This window comes from Devosia sp. A449 (genome assembly GCF_054489375.1).
In genome coordinates this window covers 641,759-664,469 of record NZ_JBTMWU010000001.1, presented here as the reverse complement: position 1 = coordinate 664,469, position 22,711 = coordinate 641,759, and the positions used below count along the sequence as shown (strand labels likewise).

20 protein-coding genes and 1 tRNA gene are annotated in these 22,711 nt (G+C 58.8%); 5 read left to right on the top strand and 16 right to left on the bottom strand.

Going from position 1 to position 22,711, the window contains the following annotated elements:
- Positions 1-2: 2 nt before the first annotated feature.
- Together ACX3OW_RS03240 and ACX3OW_RS03235 are read right to left on the bottom strand one after the other, a co-directional pair.
- Positions 3-671, bottom strand: coding sequence for an LON peptidase substrate-binding domain-containing protein (locus tag ACX3OW_RS03240; protein WP_459094299.1), 669 nt, complete (start codon positions 669-671; stop codon positions 3-5).
- Positions 672-684: 13 nt separating this feature from the next.
- Positions 685-1,635 carry a tetratricopeptide repeat protein gene (locus ACX3OW_RS03235; protein ID WP_459094298.1) on the bottom strand — a complete coding sequence of 317 codons (951 nt, stop codon included), beginning with the start codon at positions 1,633-1,635 and terminating at the stop codon, positions 685-687.
- Between the two features lie 202 nt (positions 1,636-1,837).
- On the opposite strand from ACX3OW_RS03235, the gene ACX3OW_RS03230 reads away from it, so the two are divergent.
- Positions 1,838-1,912: transfer RNA gene (locus tag ACX3OW_RS03230), tRNA-Gly, on the top strand.
- Positions 1,913-2,125: 213 nt separating this feature from the next.
- On the opposite strand, the gene ACX3OW_RS03225 is transcribed toward ACX3OW_RS03230, so the two are convergent.
- The gene (locus ACX3OW_RS03225) at positions 2,126-2,590 is read right to left on the bottom strand and encodes a hypothetical protein (protein ID WP_459094297.1); all 465 of its coding nucleotides are present in this window, start codon (positions 2,588-2,590) and stop codon (positions 2,126-2,128) included.
- A 74-nt stretch (positions 2,591-2,664) separates the two neighbouring features.
- Here ACX3OW_RS03225 and ACX3OW_RS03220 point away from each other — a divergent pair, with 74 nt between their 5' ends.
- The gene (locus tag ACX3OW_RS03220; protein ID WP_459094296.1) at positions 2,665-2,934 is read left to right on the top strand and encodes a helix-turn-helix domain-containing protein; all 270 of its coding nucleotides are present in this window, start codon (positions 2,665-2,667) and stop codon (positions 2,932-2,934) included.
- 238 nt (positions 2,935-3,172) lie between these two features.
- On the opposite strand, the gene ACX3OW_RS03215 is transcribed toward ACX3OW_RS03220, so the two are convergent.
- The 10 genes from ACX3OW_RS03215 to ACX3OW_RS03170 form a co-directional block, all read right to left on the bottom strand.
- Positions 3,173-3,607: a hypothetical protein gene (locus ACX3OW_RS03215; RefSeq protein WP_459094295.1), complete on the bottom strand. Its 435-nt coding sequence runs from the start codon at positions 3,605-3,607 to the stop codon at positions 3,173-3,175.
- Positions 3,608-3,635: 28 nt separating this feature from the next.
- Entirely contained in the window at positions 3,636-4,898 is a 1,263-nt protein-coding gene (locus tag ACX3OW_RS03210) for a tyrosine-type recombinase/integrase (RefSeq protein ID WP_459094294.1), read from the bottom strand.
- A gap of 374 nt (positions 4,899-5,272) precedes the next feature.
- Positions 5,273-7,483 (bottom strand): bifunctional DNA primase/polymerase, encoded by a 2,211-nt coding sequence (locus ACX3OW_RS03205; RefSeq protein ID WP_459094293.1) that lies wholly within the window; start codon positions 7,481-7,483, stop codon positions 5,273-5,275.
- Complete coding sequence (locus tag ACX3OW_RS03200; protein WP_459094292.1) at positions 7,476-7,724, bottom strand: hypothetical protein; 249 nt, start codon at positions 7,722-7,724, stop codon at positions 7,476-7,478. Before ACX3OW_RS03200 ends, ACX3OW_RS03205 begins: the two co-directional genes overlap by 8 nt.
- A 61-nt stretch (positions 7,725-7,785) precedes the next feature.
- Positions 7,786-8,445, bottom strand: a complete 660-nt coding sequence (locus ACX3OW_RS03195) for a hypothetical protein (RefSeq protein WP_459094291.1) — start codon at positions 8,443-8,445, stop codon at positions 7,786-7,788.
- A gap of 309 nt (positions 8,446-8,754) precedes the next feature.
- The gene (locus ACX3OW_RS03190) at positions 8,755-9,495 is read right to left on the bottom strand and encodes a M48 family metallopeptidase (protein ID WP_459094290.1); all 741 of its coding nucleotides are present in this window, start codon (positions 9,493-9,495) and stop codon (positions 8,755-8,757) included.
- Complete coding sequence (locus tag ACX3OW_RS03185; protein WP_459094289.1) at positions 9,492-12,461, bottom strand: type I restriction endonuclease subunit R; 2,970 nt, start codon at positions 12,459-12,461, stop codon at positions 9,492-9,494. The genes ACX3OW_RS03190 and ACX3OW_RS03185 overlap by 4 nt, the downstream gene beginning before the upstream one ends.
- Positions 12,458-13,723, bottom strand: coding sequence for a restriction endonuclease subunit S (locus ACX3OW_RS03180; RefSeq protein ID WP_459094288.1), 1,266 nt, complete (start codon positions 13,721-13,723; stop codon positions 12,458-12,460). Before ACX3OW_RS03180 ends, ACX3OW_RS03185 begins: the two co-directional genes overlap by 4 nt.
- Positions 13,713-15,308 (bottom strand): type I restriction-modification system subunit M, encoded by a 1,596-nt coding sequence (locus ACX3OW_RS03175; RefSeq protein ID WP_459094287.1) that lies wholly within the window; start codon positions 15,306-15,308, stop codon positions 13,713-13,715. The genes ACX3OW_RS03180 and ACX3OW_RS03175 overlap by 11 nt, the downstream gene beginning before the upstream one ends.
- A gap of 7 nt (positions 15,309-15,315) precedes the next feature.
- Positions 15,316-15,948, bottom strand: a complete 633-nt coding sequence (locus ACX3OW_RS03170; protein WP_459094286.1) for a restriction endonuclease subunit S — start codon at positions 15,946-15,948, stop codon at positions 15,316-15,318.
- Between the two features lie 556 nt (positions 15,949-16,504).
- Between ACX3OW_RS03170 and ACX3OW_RS03165 the strand changes: the two genes are divergently transcribed.
- Complete coding sequence (locus ACX3OW_RS03165; protein ID WP_459094285.1) at positions 16,505-16,675, top strand: YegP family protein; 171 nt, start codon at positions 16,505-16,507, stop codon at positions 16,673-16,675.
- A 92-nt stretch (positions 16,676-16,767) separates the two neighbouring features.
- Here the strand turns inward: ACX3OW_RS03165 and ACX3OW_RS03160 are convergent, their stop codons facing one another.
- Positions 16,768-18,399: a DUF262 domain-containing protein gene (locus ACX3OW_RS03160; RefSeq protein WP_459094284.1), complete on the bottom strand. Its 1,632-nt coding sequence runs from the start codon at positions 18,397-18,399 to the stop codon at positions 16,768-16,770.
- A 329-nt stretch (positions 18,400-18,728) separates the two neighbouring features.
- Between ACX3OW_RS03160 and ACX3OW_RS03155 the strand changes: the two genes are divergently transcribed.
- Complete coding sequence (locus ACX3OW_RS03155) at positions 18,729-19,622, top strand: helix-turn-helix domain-containing protein (RefSeq protein ID WP_459094283.1); 894 nt, start codon at positions 18,729-18,731, stop codon at positions 19,620-19,622.
- Between the two features lie 605 nt (positions 19,623-20,227).
- Here ACX3OW_RS03155 and ACX3OW_RS03150 read toward each other — a convergent pair.
- Together ACX3OW_RS03150 and ACX3OW_RS03145 are read right to left on the bottom strand one after the other, a co-directional pair.
- On the bottom strand, positions 20,228-21,157 hold the full coding sequence (locus tag ACX3OW_RS03150) for an aldo/keto reductase (RefSeq protein WP_459094282.1): 930 nt from the start codon (positions 21,155-21,157) through the stop codon (positions 20,228-20,230).
- Positions 21,158-21,222: 65 nt separating this feature from the next.
- Complete coding sequence (locus tag ACX3OW_RS03145; RefSeq protein WP_459094281.1) at positions 21,223-22,329, bottom strand: NAD(P)-binding domain-containing protein; 1,107 nt, start codon at positions 22,327-22,329, stop codon at positions 21,223-21,225.
- Positions 22,330-22,429: 100 nt separating this feature from the next.
- On the opposite strand from ACX3OW_RS03145, the gene ACX3OW_RS03140 reads away from it, so the two are divergent.
- Entirely contained in the window at positions 22,430-22,681 is a 252-nt protein-coding gene (locus tag ACX3OW_RS03140; RefSeq protein ID WP_459094280.1) for a hypothetical protein, read from the top strand.
- Positions 22,682-22,711 lie beyond the last annotated feature (30 nt).

Here is a 22,711-nt window from a genome sequence, read left to right as displayed (position 1 = left end):
GGTCAGTTGAGCGAGCTGGCGCCGCCGCTGGCGCCCCGGGCAATTTCATATTCGGTCATGGCGATCAACGTCTCGGCCCGCTGCTCCAGCGTCTGCGCCTCGAGCAGCACCTGCTTCTCGGCCGGACCGTAGGGGCCGACCATGCAGCAGAAATTGACCAGATCGGCGGTGCCGGTCCGCTCGATCTCTTCCCAGTTCAGCTCGATGCTGGCGAATTCGGCATAGTCGCGCATCATCTTGACGAAGCGCTCGCGGTCCACCGCCTCCTCGCCGAAATCGCGGGTGAAATCGCTGGCGTAATCTTCCGCCGCGATCACGCCCTGCCGATACGGCGTCAGCACGGTCAATTCATGGGCCAGGCGAAACCGCGTCACTCCTTCGAGAATGACGAAGTAGCGGCCTTCGCCACTTTCCTCGAAATGGGTCAGCCGCCCCAGACAGCCAATGGCCTGCAGCGGGCTGCGGGTCTTGGGGCTTTCCTCGCTGATGTCCTCGGGCTGTATCAGCCCGATCAACCGGTCGCCGCGCAGCGCCGCATCGATCAGCTCGATATAGCGCGGCTCGAAGATATTGAGCGGGCGATGCGAAAACGGCAGCAGCAAAGCGCCCGACAGCGGAAACAGCGGTACGGATTTGGGCAGGTCGGCCGGAGCGGCCGGGCGTTTCAGCATCGATTCGTTTCCCTTACGAGAACAGCGCCGCCGACAGCAGGCGCCTGCCCTTGAGTGTCGCCGGATCCTTGGGGCCCCAGGCGTCGAAGAATTCGAGCAGCTTTTTGCGCGCGCCGTCGTCGTTCCAAGTGCGGTCACGCTTGAAGCTGGCGATCAGCGCCTCGGCGGCCTCGACGCGCTTGCCTTCGGCATTGAGCGCCAGCGCCAGATCATAGCGGGCCTGATGGTCATCGGGGTTGGCGGCAACGGCGGCTTCCAGCGTCGCGATTTCGCTGACATTGGCAGCTTCGGCGAGCAGGCGGATGGAATTGGCCAGCGCGCTATAGGCGTCGCCCGTCCGGTCGGCTTCGGGCACCAGATCCAGCGTGGCCTGGGCCTGCTCGGTCTCGCCGGCGGCCAGGTAGACCCGGGTCTGCCCTAGCAGCGCGGGCACATGGTCGGGCTGATGCTGCAGCACCATGCCGAAAATCTGCGCGGCGCGACCGAGGTCGCCGGCGGTTAGCGCGGCCTCGGCGGCGGCGATGGCCTCGGCGATCTGGGCTTCCATCGAATCAGCAGCCGGCTGCGGCGCCGGAGCACCGGCAATCACCTTCTCGGCAAAGCGGCGCACTTCACCCTCGGGCAGCGCGCCCATGAAGCCATCGACCGGGCGGCCGCCGGCAAAGGCGAACACGGCTGGTATCGACTGCACGCCGAGCTGGCCGGCAATCTGTGGGTGCTCGTCGATGTTTATCTTGATCAGCCGAATCGCTCCGGCCTTTTCGGTGACCACTTTTTCGAGCGTCGGGGTCAGCGCGCGGCACGGGCCGCACCAGGGCGCCCAGAAATCAACCAGCACCGGCTGGTCGAGCGAAGCATCGATCACATCGACCTTAAATGCAGAATCGCTCGAATCCTTGATCAGAGCGCCAACAGGCGCGGAAGACTGGGGGGTAGCGGCAACGCCGTTAAGCGGAGTGGACATGACGGAACAAGGCCCTTCAACCGAGGCAAACTGGGATATTCGTGGCCCTTCTTGCGCCAGCGAACGGTGACCTGACAAGCCCTTGGGCCACTAAGACGCCGACAAGATGACGATAGCGCCAAAAAGTGGGTTGCAATCGGTCAAGTGATTGGGCATATAGCGCCCGTCGACCGGTGCTAAGGCACTGACCGGCAAACGGAGCGCGGGTGTAGCTCAGGGGTAGAGCATAACCTTGCCAAGGTTAGGGTCGTGGGTTCGAATCCCATCGCCCGCTCCAAATCCTCCCAATCTGGGAGTGGCAACAAAAGGCCGGGCTTATTGCCCGGCCTTTGGTTTTTCTGGCCCGTTTTCCGGGCCTTTGCCGCGATTCACCCAATCCAAAACCTCTGCCAGACTCGTTCCACCCGAGGGCCATAGCTTGCCGTTTGGTAGCAACGAATCAGCTTGGTTGAAGTCTGCGGTTCCAATCGGGTTCCATCAGGAGCTCTCCTCAATTCGTCACCATATTGCAGGTGCCGGAATAAACATCCGCACCATCGGTCAGCCAGAACCGCATCGGCTGCGTGTATGTGAAAATACGCAGCTGGTTTAATAGCGGGTCTGCGTCAGGCAAGTGTGCAAGCAGATCACGATGATTGGAGCCTTGCCGGAGAACAGCCCATTTTTCGGTCTTTTCTTGGGTGGTCATCACACCCGTTGAACTCTCGAAGAGAAAGCTGCTCGACTGATCCCATTTCCACCAGTCGAATGTCCGCTCGGCTTGAAGCGTACCATCTGTTGAAACGTAGGCAGCATCTTTGAAGTCACATAAAAATGCCTTCCCGTCGTAGCCCACTCTATCCGTTGGCCCTTCAAACTGGAATTTGTCTGGCTGGACCTCCAGAATAATCGCAGCCTGAACCGATGGCGCGGAGATCAACGCCAAGGCGGCGATCACGATTGTATGGGCTTTCATGCTCACTCCCGAAACCTGATAACGAGCATTATAGTGCGTCGCGCTAACGTGCACAATTTTGCTCGTTATGTCGCATGGATGTGCGACGGGTCATCGGGGAAAATGTCAGGCGCTACCGTCTCGCGGCAGATCTGTCTCAAGACGCTGTAGCAGCGCGAATGGGCGTAGACCGCGCCTATATCAGCGCTCTTGAGCTTGGCAGGCGCAATCCCACCGCACTGACGCTGTGGCACACGGCGCAAGCGTTGGATGTGAAAGTTGGGCAATTGTTGGAGGAAAGCGATGAAGCCCCCATGTCCGCTCCTCCCATAAAGAAGCGCGCGAGCAAACGTCCGGCATCGTGACAACGACCCCCGGATATGGCGCAGACCCGAACGGGTCCCTTCGTATATTGTTTCGTTAGCGCAGGTGGGGGGAGGCTGAGGCCAGCTGCCCCCGTACGCCACTAGCATGGTGGCGCGGCCACGGGAGGCATACACCCGTGGCCGGGAGCACCGGCGGCTACGCGGGTAGCGACCGTCAGAGCCCCAGGCGCAGGCGGCCCGCCGCATGGCAGCGGCGCGGTCCGGTAGTGGCGCGGCCCTACAGGTAGTAATCCCCGGATATCTTGAACCCGCGTGGCTCTTCCCAAGGGAGCTCTGAAAGCTCCTTCTCAACCCCTTTTCGGGTGTAGACGTCGAACAAAAGGGCAGGCGTCCCCTGGACAAAAAGGCCGTCCTTCCTTTCAAGCCATACACTGGCCGCCGCTCCGACAAACTGCGGATATCTTGTCCTGCTGGCCGCCGGCAACGTCGTCGCGAAGTTTGCGATGGGCGACGCTCGTCGACAGTAGGCTTCGTAATCGAACCTCCACCAGACTGAGATTGATAATTCTCCATAGCCGACGTCGTGCCAGACAATGACTGACGGCTGTCCCGCGAGCTCAACAGCAATGTGGCCATGCTTTGGTGGCCGCAAATGGATTGGAGACCACGCGATCAATGATCGGTCCAACAATATATTGATCGCCTCAATCATCAACTTGAGATGTCCTTGGGTTTGCTCCCTACGCATGAGCCGCCTCCCCCGTGCTTGACGTGAAGGTCTGCTCCAGCCCCAGCATGGCAGCTTCGCCGCCACGGACCGCCTGGGTGTAGTGCCCCAGCGTCACATTGGCATTGGCATGGCCAGCGAGCTTGGCGACCAAGCCCACTTCCACCCCCTGCGCCTGCAAGGTGGAGATGAAACCGTGCCGCGCCGCATGCGGCGTCACATACGGCAGCTTGAGGGCCCCGAACGCCGGCACCCAGAACCGCTTGCGGAAGTTCTGATAGAGCAGCGGCCCACCGCCGTCTTTGCGGGGCAACGGCCAAGGTTGCAGCCTACCGGGGCCAGGAAAGACTCGGTGGAGCTTACCGTCGGTCCGCGGGCAGACGAGACGCCAAGCAAGCAGCATCTCCCGCAGCGTCGCCGCCATAGGGATTTCGCGCACGCCCGCCTCGGTCTTGGTGGCCTCTGTGAGGCTGCCGTCCCGCTCCTGAATCCGTCGGACGTGGATGCGATTGCCGTCAAAGTCTACATCCTCCCAAAGAAGCCCTAGCTGCTCGCTGATCCGAGTGCCGGTGAGAAACGGGAAGGCATAGTAGATGCCGCGATGCGTGTCGGCCTTGGCCTGGGCAATGAGTTTGGCCACCTGCTCCGACGTCAGAATGGTCTTTTTGACCTTGCTGCGCCGACGCACGACATTGGAGGGCATGGCGGGAGCCCGGACCCGATAATCCTCCTCGCACAGCGCCAGCGCTGCCTTCAGCATCGAGAGCGCACGGTTGGCCGTGTACCGCCCCACCTGCTCCATGACGGTGCGATGCCAATTACGAATATCCGCAGTGGCGAGAGCGGCGGTCGAGACCTCACCCAACATTTTCAGCAACCGGGCGTCGCGCCGGGGCAATTTTCCAGAGAGGGCGTATTCGGCGCGTTCCTGCACCGTGCCTTCGAGCAGCGGACCAGTAATGGCCTTGGCGACGACCCGATAGCCATAGTGCGTCGAGGCTTTGACCTCGGTTTCCCGGTTGGCCAGGAAATGCGCCACCGCCTCGGCAACCGTCGGGGCACGGCTGGGATCGACATAGACCCCCGCATGGACCTTGCCCAACAACACGGTTTTGAAGGCTTCCGCCTCGCGGCGCGTCTCGAACGAGGGGAGCTTGCGCTGCCCGGTATCGGGATCGCGATAATTGGCGAACCAGCGAATCAGTTCAACCACACTACCACCGGCCAGTGGGCGACGACGCACACGCTTGGTGATGGAGACATCGAAGGGTTTCATTGCGTTTAACCTATTGTGAATTCAACCAAAAACAGGAAAACACGGGCGATATATCGCGCACAATTTCTCGGCGTTCAGGCGTGGAACCACAAAGGAACCAAGCGGCCTCAACGGATATTCGCAGCGTGTTTTCGGAGGATTCGAGGTCCCGGCGTCCGGGGCCTCGCGGTATTCAGGATCAGGGGCGGATTCCACGCCCATTCGGGTTGGGATCGCGGCGAAGGGCATTCGGACGCCAAGGTGACGGGGTGACGGCGGTGACGGTGGCCGCAGGCCGCTGCGGGGCGCGCCGCAGGTAGGGGAGGGACTCCCCCCTCCCCTGGTGCTCAGCTGCTCTGGGCTGAACGGGCCGTCACAGGCATCACACCGTCACGTCAAAATGGCTGCTTTTTCCGCTCGCCATCGTCGACCGACACCCTTATCTGCCTTCCCTTCCGATCTTTATCGAGAAACTCAACAATGACGCCCGCTTGCGCCATTGCCGGGCGCATTCGTTTGAGTTGGTTGGAAAGTTGCGAGGGCGACTTGGGCAGCGAGCGGCCCAAACTGAATCCCACCTCGCCGATGACTTCGGCAAAGAGGTCGCCGATGTAGCCCTCATAGGTCTGCCGCTGAGCGATATTGCGCAGCCTTACGACAAGCGGATCCTCGTTGATGCGGTCCACCACGAAATCGCGCTGCGCCGTCGCGATAGCGTCAATCAGGGCGTTGGGCTCTTGGCCAAGACCGCTTTCACTTGCTTTGATCCAACGCGCCGCATCAGCCATACGAAGATGGCGGGGCGGCTCGACTGCATCGAAGGTCCGCAATGCGCTCGAAATGGCGTCGTAGAGGCAGCCGAGAACGCCGGGCAGGATGCGGTCGAATTCTTCAAACAGTTCGGCTTCGGTCTTGCGGCCACCTTCCGCCATTGGCGACAATCGAATTGGAATCCCACGTTCCATGAGGTCAGGGCGACTGGCGTAGCCCCCGATTCCGTTGATCACGAAGGGGCGGGAATAGCTCATGACGTATAGGTCGCCATCGCTATAAAGTTTCCGAACGGCGATGCCGCCACCGGTGGCCAATGAACAGAGCACGTCCGACATTTCACCACTCATTCCCGACGCATTGTCGAAATTGAGCAGCCGATATTCCTTTGCCTGGATCATGAGATCCTGAGGTTTGTCGGGAAGCCGAAGCCTCACGGCGACATTGGGATCGAGGATCCGCTTAATGATCTCACAAAAGAAGCTTTTTCCTGAGCCCTGCTCGCCTTCCACCAACAAGATGAAATACGGCCCGCTGGGCTTGAGGCCGTTAATCAGAAACGCCAGCAACAAACGATAATTCAGATCATCCAAGCCCAGAAACGTCTGGAGCGCGCCAAGGTCCCCATTGCGCTGCGGTCCGGCCAATGCTCGGAAGCCTGCGCCCCGAACAAACTTGAACTCTGAGTTGGATGAAACTTGCCAGCCGTTACCGTCGATTTGAACGGCTCCGCCGTTGTCACCGCCGAGATCGATAACAATGTGTCGGGTATCTCCCGCAATTCTCACGTGGACAGGGGAAGACGCATGGTCGAATAGCGCTATGGCCTCCAGCGTTGCCACAGCTTCCCTGAGCGGGCCGCTGCTAACGGGGCGGGCCAACTCAGTATGTACGAGGTGACGAAGCCAAAGCGTGAAACTGGCAGATTCCACACGAACCGCCACGCCCCTTCCAAGGTGCGGCAGAGTTGCATAGGCATGACCGTCACCATCATTGAACAGCCCCATGGTACTTGTAAGCGCAAGGCCAACAAGGACCTGCGTCAAGGAGCTGCCCTCTTCCTGCGGCGCGTCAAAACCCTTCTTGCGGGCCGATTCGATCCACTCTGCCAGTTCTGCAAGAGAGTTTCCGGCATAGTCTTCGGGCAAAAGCCCTTCGAAAATGGCGACGATTTCCTCATCAGACGCTCTGGCTTGAACCAGTATTGCAGCGAGAGCGACGCCAGCATCATGGGTGGCCTTGCCCGAAATCACGGCACCTGCGTGTTCGGAACCGGTCGTTACGCGCGCCAAGTCGATGTGGTGCGCAGTAATCTCGGGGAGTTCTGCCAAATCCACCTCAAGAAGGTCCGCCCCCAGAGTTTCGTATGGCTTGCCGGTTTCGGGGTGAATAGATGGAGGCATGACGGTCTGCTTGCCCGCAGCAAGAACATCGATATTCCCAAGCCCATGGCCACCCTTGATTACGGTGGGTTTGAGTGACTTTTCTGCCCTCCCGAAAATCGTGCCGCCTTTCTTGCCACGCTTGCCGGACAGAACGGCTCGGCGTTTCACACGATTTAGTCCCAGTAGGCTGAGTGCGAGGTTCAGCAGTCTATCGTCATCGACGTCAAGCGCGATCAAAACTTGCCCGCTTGGGAGAGCCCCGCCAAGCAAGAGGCCAACACCCTTATTGCCATACTGTTCCAGAAGTGCGGTTTGCTTTGCCTTGTTCGGCAAGCTGCCCAACTGGCCCGTCCAGCCCGTCATAACCGGCGTTTTTCCCTCAACGGGAGTAACGCCGAAGCCGCGATTCCAGTATTTTGGTGCCTCTGCCATAAATACGGGATTAGACATTGCCGCCTCCCTGACGAGAGGAATTGATGATCGCTGCCACATCCGACAGCTTCACCAAACGCCGACTGTTATACACGAAGTATGTTGGGATGATCCCCGCACGGGCGGCGCGCTGCACCTTGTAATATGGCAGGCCGAAGTGTGCGGCAGCGCCCTTCAAGGTGGTAAGCTTCTCAAAGGCCGGCTGCCGTGGAAGGGGAGCAAGCGGGTGCAGATTAGATTGATCGGGGGTAAATGGCACGATGTTCTCCTTGATTGAGAAACATCGGAATAGCGAAGGTAGGTATCTGAAATTTAGGGCGTTAATTCGGGAAATAGCGCCCTTGAGTTCGGCTAACCGGCACGCCCAAAGCCTCGATGGCCGCAACGGCATTAGCGACTTTTTCTTCTATTTGTTGACGAGCGTCACTCCATACCGACGCGAGCCTCAGATAGGCGTCCTTGTTCTTGTTAAATTTTTGAATGATGTGACGTACTCGGTCATCGAGCGGATCGGTTTCGCCACGTTTACGCAAGACTTGCCGAGCCGTGGAGTTCAAGCTCTCTATGGTGGCGAACCCCGTCTCCTCGGCAAAGACAAGCGCGGCTATTTCTAGGATAATCGCATCGTCGCGCTTATCGCGCGGCTTGCCGACCTGACGTTTTTTCTGGTTGAGCAGATTATTCATGGCCTGGGTCACGCGGACATGAGGCAGGGGCTTCCGATCGGCGCCTGGGCTGGCCATCGCTATCGAAAGCAATACTTCTGCAAGCAAGGTCTCATGGGAAGTTAGCTGGTTGTAGGTCTGTTCAAGGTCCCACGCGGCATCTGCCATGGCGGCGTCGCTTCCGTCGAAACCCAGCCAAACGAAGTCATCTGTGGTGACGGCCGCCGGATTTTGGAAGAACTTCCGCCCATTCTTGAGGCGATTTTGGATGCGGTCTTTTCGTGCCGCATTTTCTTTCACTGTTTTGTTTGCCATTGGTCAACGCCCCCAAAATACTCCTCGTACATGTAGCGTGTCGTGCGACACGGTCAAATTGGCGTCCAGCAGGCCGTCGCCGCACGCTCAATCCTAGCGCACTGTTAAACGTCCGAGCCACAATCGCCACAGAGATTACCCCCCCTCCCCCGCAGGTGGCGCTGCTGACACCTTCCGCACCGTCACACACGTCACCGCCGTCACGTTGCTTCCGCGCATTCGCGCACGTAGCTGGCCGCGCCCCTAAAGCTACCGTATGGCGAAAATGGGGGAAGGCGGCGTAGGCGTGTATGCAGCGAAGGCACGACTTCACCAAATGAACTGGTGCCCCATTCGATCAAGTCTTCTTAGGCGATCCTCGTAGTCCGGCATGATCGTTTCTAACGAGCGCCAAAAACGCCGAGAATGATTGTGCTCTAGAACGTGACAAGCTTCATGAGCAATAACGTAGTCGACCAATGGCATCGGTGCCATCACCAAGCGCCAGTTCAGGCGAATGCGTCCTCGCACATCGCAACTTCCCCAGCGCTTTGACTGGTCAACGACGTTGACGGTCGGTGTTGGAATGCCAAGCGTCTCTGCGATCATTCGCGCACGGACAGGAAAATGCTGGATCGCATGGGCTCGATACCAGTGCCTGAGACCACTGCGGACAGCGCCGCGCTGGACGGATGCATGGCCATTCGGCAGCACCGGCGCGATAAGGGTCGAACCTCTCGCGGCAATCCGGGTCACAACCGCAGTCTCGTCGGGAATGAGCTTCAAGCGATACTGGCGGCCGAGATAGTGGAAGGTCTCACCGCTCACAAACTCCTTTGAGACCGGCTGTCCCCCAAGTTCGCGATACGCCGCTTGTTTGCGAAGCAGCCAAGCACCTTTCTTGCGAACGATGCCCAGGACGAGATCATCATCTAGATCAGACGGTGCAAGGACGCGCACCCCATCGAACCCAACAGATATCGCCACGGTTTTCCGGCGCGCTGTCCGCTCGATCAGGAACGCGAAGGTTTCGCCGCCGAAGACAATGGAATGCTGAGCTGCGTCCGTCATCCCGCATACCTGGCACGGGCGACATCCATGATCTTCGCCGTCGTGGCTTCGACCTTGTGCGCATCCAACCCCAAGCTGCGCAACTGCTCCTTGATAGATCGGCGCATCCGCCGTTGCACGTCCTCCTTGTGATGCCAGTCAACGACTTCGGAATATTCTTCAAGCGCCTTGGTAATGCCGGCAGCGGTTCGGCAACGATCGGTGTCGGGTAGATCGGTGTCGATGAAGGGCAGGATGGCGACGGCCGTTCCAGTGAGACCATCGCTCCTACCCGCCGCGCCAGAGCGAATATCTGCGGCTTGCCCCACCATTGCTTCAAGCTGGGTCAAGGCGCTGGCGGCGGAAACGCGAGCTTCCCGCTTGTCGTTGACGATCCGCTCTAACTGTTCCCAGAGCGAAGCGTAGGCCGTGGGATTTTCGTCTCGGTGGACGTGGATTTCTTGGCGGATGGCGTGCTCGATCTCCGCCGCCTTGGCATCGCTCGACCGAAGGCTTTCCAGATGCGGACGAAAAGCAGGGTCAAGAATATCGAACTTCACAAGCAACTGCTGAACACCCGTCACCGAGAGGTGGCTGGTAATAATCTCCCCAACCTTCGCACCGTAGTCCTTCGGGTCAAACGGCTCCTCATGATAGGCGCGGCGGGCAAGAACGCGAATGCGCGATAGCCGCTTCAGGTCGGATGGATAGGGTTCTTCCAATGCCTTGGGGTCAGGCAAGACCATGTCCATGGCTTCGGCAAAGCGCAGGAAGTCGAGTTCGAATTTGGCGCGAATGTCATCCGGACGCAGCATTTCAACGCACGCCGTATCGTCCTGCCGACCAATCCCTTCGAAGAGCCGGATGGCCGCTCGATGCCGACTTTCAAGAAGCTGGATTTTCTCGGACAGCGGACGGAGCGCACTGGCTATGCCGTCCTCGTCAGAGAACATATCCAAGGCATCAGAAATGCGCCGATTGTCACCCCAATAATCGACGACCAACCCATAGGTCTTGCCTTCAGCGGTGCGGTTCACGCGCGCGATTGCCTGCAAAAGCGTATGCTCCCGCAGCGGCGCATCGAGATACAGAACCTGCTCTACCGGCGCGTCAAAGCCGGTCAGAAGCATGTCGCACACGACCAAGATTTTAAGCGGATCGTCGCGCTTCCTGAACCGGCCAATCAAGGTGTCGCGGTCACGCTTGGACAGCTGATGGGCTTGCAGCCGAGCGCTGTCATTGTTGGATGCGGACATGATCAGCGCGCATTCAGGCGCGCCGAGCTTCCGCAAGGCTTCGACGTAGGTCACGGCGACGTCTCGGCTCACCGTCACGATCTGCGCTTTGAAACCGTTCGGCTCAATGGTGCTCCGATAGTGCGCAAGGATATCTTTGGCGATAGCCTCCACCCGAACCGGCGCTCCGGCCAGTTTTTCCTGAAGCCGTATGCCGCGCTTCAGCCTCTCAATCTCTTCGTCCGAAAGTTCCGGAAAAGACGCGCGAATATCCCGTTCGAGATCACGTCCGTCGATCCGCAGTTGTGCATCGCGCATTTCGTAATAGATCGGGACGGTCGCTCCATCCTTCACAGCCTGGTCGATCAGGTAGCGGTGCAGGTAATCGCCGAACACCTCACGGGTGCTACGGTCTTTTTTGTCGATGGGCGTGCCGGTGAAGGCGATCATGCAGGCATTTGGCAGCCCCGCGCGCATCCGGGCGGCGAGCGCGCCATACTGCGTCCGGTGCGCTTCATCGACCATGACAAAGACGTTCCGCGCTTTGGAAATGATCGAAGACCGTTTCGGCACGGCACTGTGAAACTTATGAACGGTCGTCAGAACGGTCGTTCCAGCACCACCTGACAGAGCTTTGCGCAGCGCGTCCCCGCTTTCAGCCTGGATGGGATTGGCAAAGCCCGAGCGCTGGAATTGCCCGGTGATCTGGTCATCAAGGTCGGTTCGATCCGTGACGATGACAATCGTCGGGTTTTCGGCCTCGGGCAAGCGTCTGAGCTTGGTCGCCAGGAACACCATCGTCAGCGATTTACCGGAGCCTTGGGTATGGTGGATCACGCCGCCACGGCGCTGTGGATTGGGCGCGCTGCGGATGCGCTCTATCGCCTTGCCAACGGCAACGAACTGCTGATAGCGCGCCAGTTTCTTGATCCGCCGACCGTCGATGCTTTCGAACATGACGAAGTTGCGGATAAGATCGAGCAGATTGGCCGGTGCGAGAAGTCCAGCGAGCAAGATGTCTTGTCCGGTTGGCGTTCGACCCAATTGAGCCGCGAGCGCATCGAGCGTAAGCGGATAGGGGTCCTTCCATTCGGCCCATTGGCGAGCAGGGGTCAGCGTCGTGCCGTACTTCGCCACGTCGCGCGCCAGTGCGATGGAAATCTGCGCTGTCTCGAACAGGCGAGGAGCGCCAAGCCCAGAGAATTCATCACGACTTTCATAGCGCCGGAATTGGCGGATTGCCTCGCCCATCGGATCGGCTAATGACGGCGATTTGCATTCGATGGCCGCGAGCGGGAGGCCGTTCACGTATACGACGATATCGGGGATGATGTCCTGACGCGCACCTTTTATAGCGACCTGCCGGGCGAACTCGAACATGTTGGCGGATGGGGTATCGAAATCGAAGAACCGCACATTGCGGTCCTGCCGTCTGCCGGTGTCAGTGTGAGCGGCGGTAACGCCATAGGTGAGAGCCGTATAGGCGCTCTCGTTGGCCTCCATCACATCGACGGCCGTAACGCGCGTGACAGCCGCAACAGCGCGGCGAACTCCATCCTCGCCAAGCCAAGGATTGAGGCGCCTGAGGCACTCCGCAAGGCGGCCAGTCAGAACCGGCTCTGTCGCCAGCCCATCTCGCAATCGTCGCACATCTTCCGGGGACAAGGGCTTATAATCGAACAGCACCCGCAAGAGGTCGACCGCCGGCTCCTCTACCCATTCGCGCTCAAGCTGCTCACTGGTCTCGTTCATGCCGCTTGCCCGGCCTTGTCACGATGCCGCGCAATGATATTCTCTGGAACGCGTACCCGACCCGATAAGAGTTCTTGTGCAAGAGCGTTTCGCGTCTTCTTAAGCAGGTCGAGCGCTTCTTTTTCTGCGGCGATCCGAGCATCAAAGCTCTTCGCAAGAGCAGCTATTTCCAACTGCTCATTCATGGGCGGCAAAATGACCGGAAAGCTGCGTAGGTCGCTTGTGTTTATCGAAGCAAGATTTGTGGTCTGTTTTGATGAAAGCCTGAAATAGGTCTTTCCGTGACGACTAGCTGCTAGTAGCGCCAGAAATTCAGGATTAAGAGTGGATTCACATCTAACCGCAAACACGTGGTTCTGATGAACGCAAGGTGAAATTTGACCCGGCCAAACGCAGCCGCGTCCGAGTTTGTCAAAATCCCCTCCCTCATTGAAAAGTACGTCGCCCACCTGCAGAGAGTAGCGGTCAATCTGATCCTCTTCGATCGTTATTAGCTTGACCTCTTTAAGATCCAAGTGTCCATCTTGGACGTTGGCTACACGCAAATACGGTACGGAAAGAGGCCTCTTAAATTGGCGCCCTTTGCTTTTAGATATCCCGGTCTGTATCGTTGCGACATCGCGCAAGCGGCAAACCCTCCAGCCCTTTGATGAGGATTTTGCCCATTCAGTTCCGGTTCTCAGACGCTCTTCCAAGACGCCATTCTTGGTAACCACGAGCGCTTCAATAAGCTCTTCTGACTTGGCTATAGCCCCCTCCGTAGCGCTCAAGACCTCGGCAATAGCGTGCTGCTCCGGCCAAGGGGGCACGGAGATTTGGCAGCGAAAGAAGTCGTCGGCCGGTAAATTTAGAAGCCCATCGTTCCGGACCCCGGAATTTATTGCTCTCGCCAACTCTCTATTTAGGACGCCATTTTGAAAGGCATGCGCTGCGTACTCTGCATCTATTTCTTTGTGAATATTAAAGCAGTAATATACGAAAGGTACCGCCGCGCTTGCTTCGCTCAGTCGAAATATGCAGCCCTGCGGCGCAGTCAGAGAGTTACCCTTATTATATGCGAATTCCCCCTTCTTGAGCAGCGTATAGCGCTCAGCGCTTCGACCGGCCATGTCTCGGCTATATTTATCTGACTGCAGCATGAAGCCGCGCTTCGCGGAAATAGTCATCACTAGATGACCGGCGCCGTCATTCTTGCGAGTTATTCGTGTTGTGATATCTGAGAGACGGCGCACCTCCCAGTCAGAGGGGCGATTATCCCACATATCCCATCTCCTTGAGGAGACTATTCATACGGGCGGCAGCCTCGTCGCGGGCCTTTTCGGCCTTCCAGAGCTTGGCAAGTTCGGCCTGCACATCGACTGGCTTTTCCGGCTCTAAAGTGTCGATATAGCGAGAGATGTTGAGGTTGAAGTCATTCTCAGCGATCTCCTTTATGCCGACGACGCGCATAAAACGGTCGCTTGGCTCACAAATGGACTTGCGGTAGCTGACCTCTTCGGCATTGGAAGCTTTGCTGTAGAAAGCCGCATTGTCGCCCCATACTCCAAACGCGTCGACGATGCGGGTGGTGTTGTTTTCGCCTAGAATGTTCTTTTTCGGTTGCTCCTCGAATTCCTTCGCGCCGTGGATGAACAGCACCTTGCCTTTTCGCTCGGGCGCTTTCGCCTTATTGAGGATCAAGACAGTCGCTGGAATGCCAGTGCCGGCGAACATATTCTCAGGTAAACCGATAATGGCTTCGAACAGGTCGGCTTTCAGCATCGCCTCGCGAATACGGCCGTCGCCTGAGCCGCGGAACAGCACCCCATGCGGCATCACCACGCCGCACACGCCTTTAGCGTTGAGCGTTGCCACCATGTGCTGAACGAAGGCGAGATCGCCCATATTTTTAGGGGGAATGCCGTAGATGAAGCGGTTATGGCCCTTCTTCTCGGTGTCGCCTGACACGTCCTCCGCACCCCAGCTATCCAGCGAGAAGGGCGGGTTGGCGATCACGCGATCATAAAGAAACAGGTTGCCGTCCTGATCGAGCAGGCGCGGATTGCGGATCGTATCGCCCTTTTCAATTCGCGCATCGCGAAGCCCGTGCAGCAGCAGGTTCATCTTGGCTATGGCCCATGTGCCTAGGTTTTTCTCCTGCCCATGCAGCGTGATGTTGAGCGCTTCACCGAGCCTCTTGCCTTCAAGCTTTGCCACATGCTCGGCGACCTGAACCAGCATGCCGCCTGAGCCGCATGTGGGGTCGCTGATGCGCATGCCTGGCTTGGGGTCCAACAACTCGACAATTAGCCGCACGACGTGGTGGGGGGTATAGAACTCGCCGCCCTTCTTGCCTGCGTCGTCCGCGAACTTGTCGATCAGATACTCATAGGCGCGACCAAGCATGTCTGGCTCGGACAGCGAAGCGTTGGACAAGTCGATCCGTGAGAAGTGGTCGATCAAACGCGACAGGACGCCTTCGCGGTTCTTGGCATCGCCAAGGCGCGACTCGGAGTTGAAGTCGATATTGGCCAACACGCCTTCAATCGAGGGATTAGTATCCTCAATCGCGGCACATGCCTTGTTGAGCTGGTCGCCAATGCCCGTCGTCAGTTTTTTGATCGACGACCATCGCGCGCGCTCAACCAGAAAGAATTCATGCTCGTCGGGATCGCTATAGGCGACATTCTCCGGCAGCCCCTGACGGATAGCCTCTTTGGCCTCTTCCTCAAAACGATCAGACAGTCGCTTTAGAAACAGAAAGCCAAAGATGTAGATCTTGTAATCGGAACTATCGATGGAGCCGCGCAGGATGTCGGCGGATTTCCAAAGATGATTTTCTAGTTCGGCACGTGTGAGTTTGGCCATGTTTCCCTCAATGGTTCTGGTTGTCGCCAAACAGGCGAGCGTCAATCAGACGCCGCGCGAGTAAGCGGCGGATTTCGGCAGCCTCAAGGGCGGTGCGGTAGGCGATTTGCGCGTCTTTAACGAGGGCCGCGATGCGCTCCTGTTCGTCCAGCGACGGCAGATTGATTTCGAGTTTGGCAAGGTCTTTCGGCGACAGTGACAGCAGCGTCGTTGCCCCTCTTCGCAAAACCTCGATCTTCGGGCGGAACACGTCGCTCGACAGGATTGCGAAAAGGGCACCCCCAGTCACATTAGGGCCGGGTCGCACGACAATGATGTTTGCACTGGCAATAGCCCCCGCTGTCTCATCGCCCACGAGGCCGAACTTAAGCAGTGTCCCGCGCCCGGTGACGAGCACGTCGTCGGCCTGAACTGCATAGGTCATGGCTTTGGAGGGGGACGAAAAGCCTACGGTGTCCAGCGCTACTCGCCCGGCTACAGCGCCATCTTGAAGGTCACGCACGCCGATAACCGGCAGCCTTTCGCCAGGACGGATCACGGACTCCTCGCGCGACACCCCAACCCCGGCAAAAACTTCTGCGACATCGAGCAGGCGTGTGCTGTGGCCGGCTGGAGCTGCTATTTCTTTGTGGTTGATCATACACTTAAACTAACCGTAGCGCGCTACAACGTCAAGATAAAATAAAACCGTAACAAGCTACGGTATCCTATAGTTCGATTTCTTGTTGACTGTCCGGCGACTCTCCCTCATATAGGACGGGCCAGGCCTAGAGTCTGACGTTTGATGAAACAGGAGAAAAGTATGGGATCACGTGCGAGGCCGAGCGGCCTCACAATCAACGAGCGCGATGTAGCGCTTATTCGGGGCATGATCGAGCGGGGAGACCGCCATCACGATATCGCAGCGTTCTTCGGTCTCAATCAGGGCCGGATTGCTGAAGTAAAGGATGGCACGCGGTTTCCGAAAGTTCCGCCGGCGAGTCCCGACGAACTTCCGCCTAAGGGGCCGTATCTCACCCCGAAGGTAACATGGACCGAAAACCGACTGGTCTCGTAAACCAGCCGATTTCCGAATACGTGGGCCGAAGCCCGCTAGGCATGCCTTGAACAGCATTACCCTAGCTGGCCCCTCCTTAAAGATCAATGACCCGGCGCTTCGGACGGGTCGCATTTCCGGCCCAAGGAGGGCCATTTCCATGTTTGAAATCCTTCGCGCGAACGCAGGCGGGTACTTCTGGCGTCTTAAGGGTGCCAACGGCGAACCCCTTGGCCATTCCGAGGTATACACCACCAAACAATCTGCCGAAGCCGGCATCGCTTCTGTGAAACGTGTCGCGCCTACCGCGTCTGTTAACGACCGCGCCTAAGCAAGTATTCCGGCGGCCAGCAGCTGGCCGCCGGTCCTAACGACGAGTACCGCATAGTTGCTGACCTTGTGGCAGCGAAACCCGTCGCACAATTATCCAAGCGCCCATATTTGCCGAGCTCGCTCCACAAGGTCCTTCTGTCGAATGGCTAGCTCATCCTTGGTCCAATGAACGGCCGCGAGGATTGGTTTGGTCGTGTCGAAAGACACTTTGTCGTTCTTGTTGGCGAAAATCTCCTTCTTGCGGGCGAACGAGTAGAATTTGGCCTTGTAGTTCTTGATGCCAGAAAGCAGCGCTAGGTTGCCAAGACGATGCAACCAGAGCCGATGCTCGTCGTCGGTAAAGCGCTCGCGCCAATAGGCGTCCTTGAGCGCCTGCGGCAGAACGTGCTCGATGGTGATCTTTCCGCCGAAATCCTTAGTGACGGACTCGTCCTGGTCGGCCTCTTCGAGACGCAGTAGAACAGCTTGCGCAAACGGGCGTCCGTAAATCTCACCATCGAGCAAGATGCGGAACTCCTCGTCGTTGGAATTTGCGCGAAAGATGGCGCGAATGTCATCGGCGGTCTTACGCGCGCGGATAGCTGTGATCAGTTGGAAATACGCTGTAAGCCGCGCGGTGAAAGCAAGGCGGCGGATCCAATTCTGATAAGTAATCCGTTCGAGAAGGTCCACGAACGCATCCTCGGTCAGTCCTTCGACTGGCTCGTTTAAGAACGCCAGCAGTGGCGGTATCCATTCCTCGAATGCGACGCGGCGCAATGACCTTACCGCTCGGCGTGCCGCGGGTGTTTCGAAGTCGTTGCGGAGTATGCGAAGATAGTTCCGAGCCGAAGTGTTCAGACCGTCGAGGAAGGCGAATGGTGTAGCCGATGCTTCGACAAGCGGCGCGAACTCCTCATGGAGCGATTTGCGAGCCTTGATAGCGACTACTGAACTGCGGTGGTGGGCGAGAAATTGGTCCAAGCGCTCGATGCCGATCTGCTCCTCGAGCTCAAGCCACGCCTCGTCTAGTTCGCTACTATGGGTTGCATCGCCCCCCAACCTTGCGAACAGCATGTTCTTGATAAGGTCCGCGTTCGAAAGGGCCATGCCGCGGGCATTTAGAACGTTGAACAGTCTATAAGCCGACTGCAACGACGCGGTAGTCACGAAGACCACATAGACTCGACTGAGCAAGTAATTGGCAAACAGCTTCAGCGTCTTCTGGTCACGCGCCGCTATGAAGGCGTCAATGGCATCAAGGTTCTCGGCGATCCGCTGTTTGGGAGCATCTTGGTCCTTGGCGATCTCTTTGCGAACCGAAGCCGGAACCTCCTCACCTGTCAAAACGTATTTCCGGAAGAAGCTTTGATCCCGCTGCCGCAGCGTGAGACGCGGCATTTCTTCCTCGCCCGTCAAGGCATTGCGAGGCAAAACGCGCCTGCCCAGCTCGGATTTGGCTGGCTCATCAACGGCATCGCGTAGCCGCGAGAAGATCAGGTTGAGCGTCGTGAGCCGCTGCTGACCATCCACTACTTCGTAGAGGAGGCCCTTTTCGCGCTCGATGGTGATGAGCGAACCGATGAAATACTCTTCGTCATTTGCTTCATATGCCTCCCAGACATCGTCAAGAAGTTGCTCAACGTTACCCTTCTCCCAAGAATAGGGTCGTTGATAGGCCGGGATCTCGTAACGGATTTGATTGGTTAGGACATCGCTTATCGTCCGTTCGTCAGCTTTCATTCTCAAACTCAATGTCGCGGGGTGATGTTGTTTTTAGCCGTCTCAAATTGAGCCGATATGCCCGCAGGCAAGGCTGCAGACTAGGCTGCCAGCACTTGTCTGCGCAAGCTGCTGAAAAGAGAGCAAATAGCCAAGGCAACATTACGCAATTAGCGCGAAAGCAAGCGGTCCAATCCGGCCCAGGAAAGCGAGCCACCAAATCCGGCGCCGGGCGCCGAATGTCCATTCTATGACATCAAATCATCCACTGAGTGGACATATGTCTCTATATGTCTATTTACGCGGCGAATTAACCAGACATACTGATAGCGTCTTACGGGAGCAGACATATGAAAGTCATAGGTTCGATACTTCGGGAAGCGCGTAGACGCGCCGGGCTGTCCACTCAGGAACTCGCCGACAAATCCAAAATCTCACAGAAGCAGATCACCCGGCTTGAGGGCGCCGAACATCATGGGGGCGTTCGCGAAAGAACGGTGAAACAGCTCGCTGATGTGCTTCGCATCAGTGCGAAGGTTTTGGATGGCAGTGATCCGCTTCCTCCCCCCGTTCCACAGCCGGGGAAGGTAGCCGTCTCCAACGTCATCTCGCACTCCAGCCGGCTAGCCATAGACTTGCTATCGCGGCGGTACGGCGTCAGCGCGTCCGAGGTAATTAACCTTGCCCCACTTATGTTCGTTTTGCTGGCAGAGGGAAGCCTGGCATGGCGGAGAAAGAAGCTTGAGGAGGTCGAAGCGGCTGCAGATCGATTAGCTGATCTTGCCAAAACGAGCCACCTGGCGTTTGCCCACGCTGCATACAGAGTTTCTGACGCTGCTAACGGCGAGCGCTCATCTATCCAAGAGGCAGATCTATTCGGAGGTCACCTCGACGACGACGCTTATCACTTCGGCTATGACCCTCGCACTGGTAGCCCATTTGCCCACTATCTGGCGGCGCTCGCGGCCGACTACGATTCATCCGTCATATCCGTCGACGAAGTCGGCGGTGAAGAGGATGGAAAGTACCCATCCTACAGCGTCTGCGATGAGGATCTGGCGAAAATAGCCATCGGATCGAAGTGGGGGCAACTCGCACTTAGGTTCGGACATGCGCGGCTCGATGAAATCCCCAAAGACCTTTGGAGCGACGACCGGGAGAAAGATCGAGCAAAGTGGCTTGATGACAAGATGCCTGCCGCACTCGCCGAGGCATGGGATGCCATCCGGGGCATATCGCTATGAGCGTACACATTACATCTCACGCAGCAGTGCGATCGCAACAGCGTTCGCTGCGGCCGGCAGACCTCAGCGCCGTACTAGCACAAGGAACATTGCTCCGTGACGGAAGCGTTTTCCTTAGTGAAAAGGACGTAGCGGCCGCCATCGCTAGTCGCGCCGAAGAAATCCGACAGCTCCAACGACTGAGGAACACGCGAGTAGTCTTGGCTGCCGATCGCGTTGTGACCGTCTATAAGGCGACAGCCAGGACGCAGAGGCGGTTGATCCGCGGAGAGCGCTAACGCTAGCCGGTTGCAGTGTGGTTATCGACGCTAGCGCACCGTCAAGGTTGCGTCGCGGTTGCTGTCACGCCAGTTCACGAAATTTCGAGGTGCTCCGCCGTGGTTACACGGAATACAAGTTCAGCCGGCCCAGAATACGTTGCGCGGCTTGAACCGACGGGCACTAACATGAATTCCGGCGCGTTCTGAGCGACTGCAACGACAGCACAATTCCTGCCTTGCCAAGGTTAGGGTCGTGGGTTCGAATCCCATCGCCCGCTCCAATCTTCCCTCGGGAAGAAACGATCAAAAGGCCAGACGCAAGTCTGGCCTTTCGTTTTTTCCGGCCTAGGGCAGCGTGTGCCCGGCGGCGGTGAACAGGCGATACCATTCCTGACGCGTCAGCGGCACGGCCGAGCCGGCAGCGGCGTCGGTGACGCGGCCGGGATTGGTGGTGCCGAGCACAACCTGGATATTGGCCGGATGGCGGGTGATCCAGGCCACGGCAATGCCGGTCGGGGTCACGCCATATTGCGCCGCCAACTCATCGATGGCGTCGTTGAGCGCCGCGAAATTCTCGCGATCGCCGAGAAACACCCCGTCAAAAAACTGCTTCTGGAACGGCGACCAGGCCTGCAGCGTCATCTTGTTGAGGCGCGAATAGTCGAGCAGGCCATTGTCGCGGCTGACCGACTGCTCGAGCCCGGCCATGTTGGCGGCGATGCCCTGCGCAAACAGCGGCGCATGGGTGATGGAGAGCTGCACCTGATTGACCACCAGCGGCTGGTTTAGCGCGCTTTTGAGCAATTCAATCTGCCCCGGGGTGTGGTTGGAGACGCCGAAATGACGGACCTTGCCCGAAGCCTTGAGCGTATCGAAGGCCTGGGCCACCTCGTCGGGCTCGACCAGCGTATCGGGGCGGTGCAGCAGCAGCAGATCGAGATAGTCGGTGCGCAACGCCGCCAGTGATTCGTCGACCGAGGTCAGGATGTGCTCGGCCGAGAAATCGAAATAGCCTTTGCGGATGCCGACCTTGGACTGGATCACCAGCTGTTCGCGCTCGGCCGGCGACAGCGTCACCGCTTCGCCGAAACGCGCCTCGCATTTGTGACGCTCGCCGCCGTAGATATCGGCGTGGTCGAACACATTGACGCCGGCATCGCGGGCGGTGCCGACCAGCGTCGCGATTTCGGCATTGCTCATCTTGGGAATGCGCATCATCCCCAGGATGACACTCGACACCGTCAAATCGGTATGAGGGAGCTTATAGGTCTTCATCGTCGGCACCGTGGCTAGGGTCACAAACCGCCAGCAGGGAGTGCCGGCGCGGTTGTCAAACTATGTCACGCCGGCGCCACGAGGCCCAGCAGCGTGGTCAGCTCCCGCGCCGCCACCGCACCGGCGCGATTGGCGCCGATGGTTGAGGCCGAGGGGCCATAGCCGACCAGATGAATGCGGGGATCGCGCGCCACCTGCGTTGCCAGCCGCCCGGTCATGGTGATGCCGCCCGACTCTTCGCGCAATTGCAGCGGCGCCAAATGGTCGAGCGCGCTGCGAAAGCCGGTGCACCACAGAATCACATCGACATCCAAGCTGCGGCCATCGGCCCAGCGCACGCCGGTCGGGGTGATCTCGCTGAACATGCCTTGCCGCGCCAGCGCGCCGCGCTGGGCCATGGCGGCGATGGAAGGGGTCATCGGCAGGCCGGTGACCGACACCACCGAACTGGGCGGCAGCCCGGCCCGCACGCGTTCTTCCACCAGCGCCACGGCGGCACGCCCGGCCTCCTGATCGAAGGGGCCTTCGCGGAATTTTGGTGGCGTACGGGTGACCCAGCTGGTGCGGGTCACCTGCGAAATCTGGTCGAGCAGTTGGATGGCCGAAATCCCGCCGCCCACCACCAGCACATGCTGGCCGGCAAAATCCTCCGCTCGATGAAAATCGCGGGTATGCAGCTGGCGGCCGGCGAAGCTGTCGGCGCCGGGATAGTCGGGGACATAGGGCTTTTCCCAGGTGCCGGTGGCGTTGATGATGCCACGGGCCGAAAACAGCCCGCGATCACTCTCGACCCGCAGCCGCTCGCCCCGGTCGCACACCACGCTGACGCTGGCCGGACGCAACACATTGAGCCCGAAATGGGCCTCATAAGCGGCGAAATATTGCGGCACCGCCACAGCGGCGCGCACGCTGGCATCGCCGCCGGCCATGGCCTCAAAGCTCATGCCGGGCAGGTCATGCACCCGATTGACGGTGGAGAGCGTCAGCGACGGCCAGCGATATTGCCAGGCCCCGCCCGGCTGCGGCGCCCGGTCGAGCACGAGGAAATCGCGGCCGGGGGCCAAGCCGAGCTGTTTGAGATGATAGGCCGAACTCAGCCCGGCCTGGCCGGCGCCGATAACGACAATATCGAGCTTGAGCGCGACGCGCGCGCCCTGGGTCTGATCTGGCACGCTTGGCCCCCGATAATTGCCACCACATGTAGGACTGCGCTGCGACGGGAGCAACCTCTGGGCCGCTGCGGGGTTTTAACCGGCACAGGAGTGCTGATCCATGACCCACGTGACCTATGATGTCGTCGAACATGACGGCGGCTTTGCCTACCGAGTGGGCGATGTGTTCTCCGAAACCTTCCCCACCCACGCGGCTGCGCACGCCGCAGCCGGCGCCGCCGCCCGCCGCATGCAAACCAGCGGCAGAGACGAGGCCATCCAATTCCAGGACAGCAGCGGCAAATGGCACGAAGAGCAAGCCAATGGCGGCGACCGCCCACAGACCGATGTCGAGGATGAGCTGAAGGATTGAGCTTCACCTCACCTCAAAATGCGGTGTCAT